The 2,083-nt window shown below is 65.7% G+C and carries 4 protein-coding genes; 2 read left to right on the top strand and 2 right to left on the bottom strand.

What is annotated here, in order from left to right; genetic code table 11:
• Positions 1 to 104 (bottom strand): helix-turn-helix domain-containing protein (locus tag D3H34_RS34835; RefSeq protein ID WP_147400559.1); only part of this gene is annotated, 104 nt, incomplete at its 3' end.
• A gap of 104 nt (positions 105 to 208) precedes the next feature.
• On the opposite strand from D3H34_RS34835, the gene D3H34_RS32005 reads away from it, so the two are divergent.
• Positions 209 to 667, top strand: coding sequence for a PACE efflux transporter (locus D3H34_RS32005; RefSeq protein WP_119558802.1), 459 nt, complete (start codon positions 209 to 211; stop codon positions 665 to 667).
• On the opposite strand, the gene D3H34_RS32000 is transcribed toward D3H34_RS32005, so the two are convergent.
• Positions 640 to 1,542, bottom strand: a complete 903-nt coding sequence (locus tag D3H34_RS32000) for a MurR/RpiR family transcriptional regulator (protein WP_119558801.1) — start codon at positions 1,540 to 1,542, stop codon at positions 640 to 642. The two genes, D3H34_RS32005 and D3H34_RS32000, sit on opposite strands and share 28 nt — an antisense overlap.
• A gap of 95 nt (positions 1,543 to 1,637) precedes the next feature.
• On the opposite strand from D3H34_RS32000, the gene D3H34_RS31995 reads away from it, so the two are divergent.
• The coding region (locus tag D3H34_RS31995) for a PfkB family carbohydrate kinase (RefSeq protein ID WP_286186539.1) at positions 1,638 to 2,083 on the top strand (446 nt) is incomplete at its 3' end.

Below are 2,083 nucleotides of genomic sequence, written 5' to 3'. Positions count from 1 at the left end.
CTCACGGCCGAAGGCACGCGCGACAGCGCGCGCGCGGCGGCCGAAAACGAGCCGTGGTCGAGCACGGCGAGGAACACCAGCACGTTATCGGAAGAGAAGGCCATGGCTGCAATCTATCAGTAAATCTGAAAGATCCTGACTTTTGTTATCAGTGGAAACCCTATAAATTCAGCGCATGTCTTTGAATATCTCTTCTCCGAAACGCCAGCTGCAGGGCCCCTGGCGGCGCGTCGTGTATGTCACCCTGTTCGAATTGCTGGCCATAGTCGCGACCTCTTTCGGCCTCGCGGCCCTGACCGGCGAAAGCGCGGCGCATTCGAGCGTCATCGCGGTCGTCACCTCGGCGATCGCCGTCGCCTGGAACGTGGTCTGGAACGGCCTGTTCGAACGCAGGGAAGCACGCCAGGCGCGCCGCGGCCGTGGCTTCGCGCGCCGCGTCGCGCATGCGCTGGGCATGGAAGGCGGTCTGGTCGTGATGCTGGTGCCGCTGTTCGCCTGGTGGTTCAATGTGAGCCTCTGGCAGGCATTCCTCATGGACCTGGGACTGCTGCTGTTCTTCCTGGTCTACACCTTTGCGTTCAACTGGGCGTTCGACCGCGTGTTCGGTCTGCCGGCTTCGGCGCAGGGGCAGGCCCTGCCTCAATCCGTGGCCACGGGCGCTTCGTAAGCCAGTTCCAGCTTATAGGCCAGTCCCAGGAACAACGACTGCGCGAGCGCCAGTGTGCTCGTCAGCGACCGGAAACCGAAGGTCGCGCCGTCCTGGGCGATCAGCACCACCTTGGCCTGCGCGGCCAGCGGGCTCAGCTGGCTGTCGGTGAGCGCGATCAGGTGCGCGCCGCGGGCCACGGCCGCCTGGGCCATCTCCAGCGTTTCCTGCGCATAGGGCGCGAACGACACCGCGAGCATCACATCGCCGGGGCGCAGCGCGCGCAATTCGAGCTGCTGCATCGCGCCCAGGCCGTTGAGCCAGTGCACGGCCTTGCCCGTGTGCTGCAGCGCATAGGCGAGGTAGGCGCCGACCGGGAACGCGCGCCGGGACGCCGCGAGCCAGATCGCGGGCGCCTGCACCATCAGATCGACACCGGCTTCGAAGCGGTCGTCGGGCAGCTGGCGCTGCAGGGCCTGCAGGCTGTCGACGCTGCGCTCTATGACTTCGCGCGCCAGCTGGCCCACGGCCAGCGTCTGCGCGCCCGGAACGATCAGGCCGCGGATGCGCTCCTGGTAGCCGCGGTTGGGCGCGAGCTGGCGTTCGGCGTCGGCGCGGAACAGCGCCTGCAATTCTGAATAGCCGCTGAAGCCGAAGTGCTTGGCGAAGCGCACCACGGCCGAAGGCTGCACGCCGCAGGCTTCGGCCGTGGCCTGCACGCCGTCGAGCACCAGCCGGTCGCGGTGCATTTCCACGTAACGCGCAATGGCCTTGAGCTGGCGGCTCAGGCCGTCGAACTGCGCCTGCACGCCCGCCAGAAAGGCCGCGGTATCCGCAAACCCCGCAGGGGATTGGGATGGCGGCGGCGTTTCCCGGGGTGTTGTTCTATTTTTCATAAATTTAGAAAATATTTTCTATATCGGATTATCATCCGTTCGCGAAGATTATCCGGCGGGGCCTGCGCGCTGCCGATGTGACCAACAAGGAAACCATGAGCACGCTGCCTTTTCCCGCCGACCGCCCCTTTGACGTCGCCTGCCTCGGGCGCCTGGCCGTCGACCTCTATGCCCAGCAGATCGGCTGCAGCCTCGAGGCGGCGAGCAGCTTTTCCAAATACCTCGGCGGCTCGTCCGCGAACATCGCTTTCGGCACGGCCCGCCTGGGAATGCGCTCGGCGATGATCTCGCGCGTGGGCAACGAGCAGAACGGCCGCTTCCTGTGCGCCACGCTGCAGCGCGAAGGCTGCGACACGAGCCAGGTGCAGGTCGATGCCGAACGCCTCACGGGCATGGTGCTGCTGGGCATCAAGGACCAGGACACCTTCCCGCTGCTGTTTGCGCGCGAGAACTGCGCCGACATGGCGCTTTGCGCCGACGACATCCACGAAGACTTTCTCGCCCAGTGTCGCAGCCTGGTGATCACCGGCACCCATCTGAG

The sequence above is a fragment of the Acidovorax cavernicola genome (assembly GCF_003581445.1).
This window is presented reverse-complemented; position numbering and strand designations above follow the sequence as displayed.

Excerpts from the sequence above, each read along its gene's own strand:
- D3H34_RS32000 (WP_119558801.1), bottom strand. The coding sequence starts at position 1,542 with ATGAAAAATAGAACAACACCCCGGGAAACGCCGCCGCCATCCCAATCC.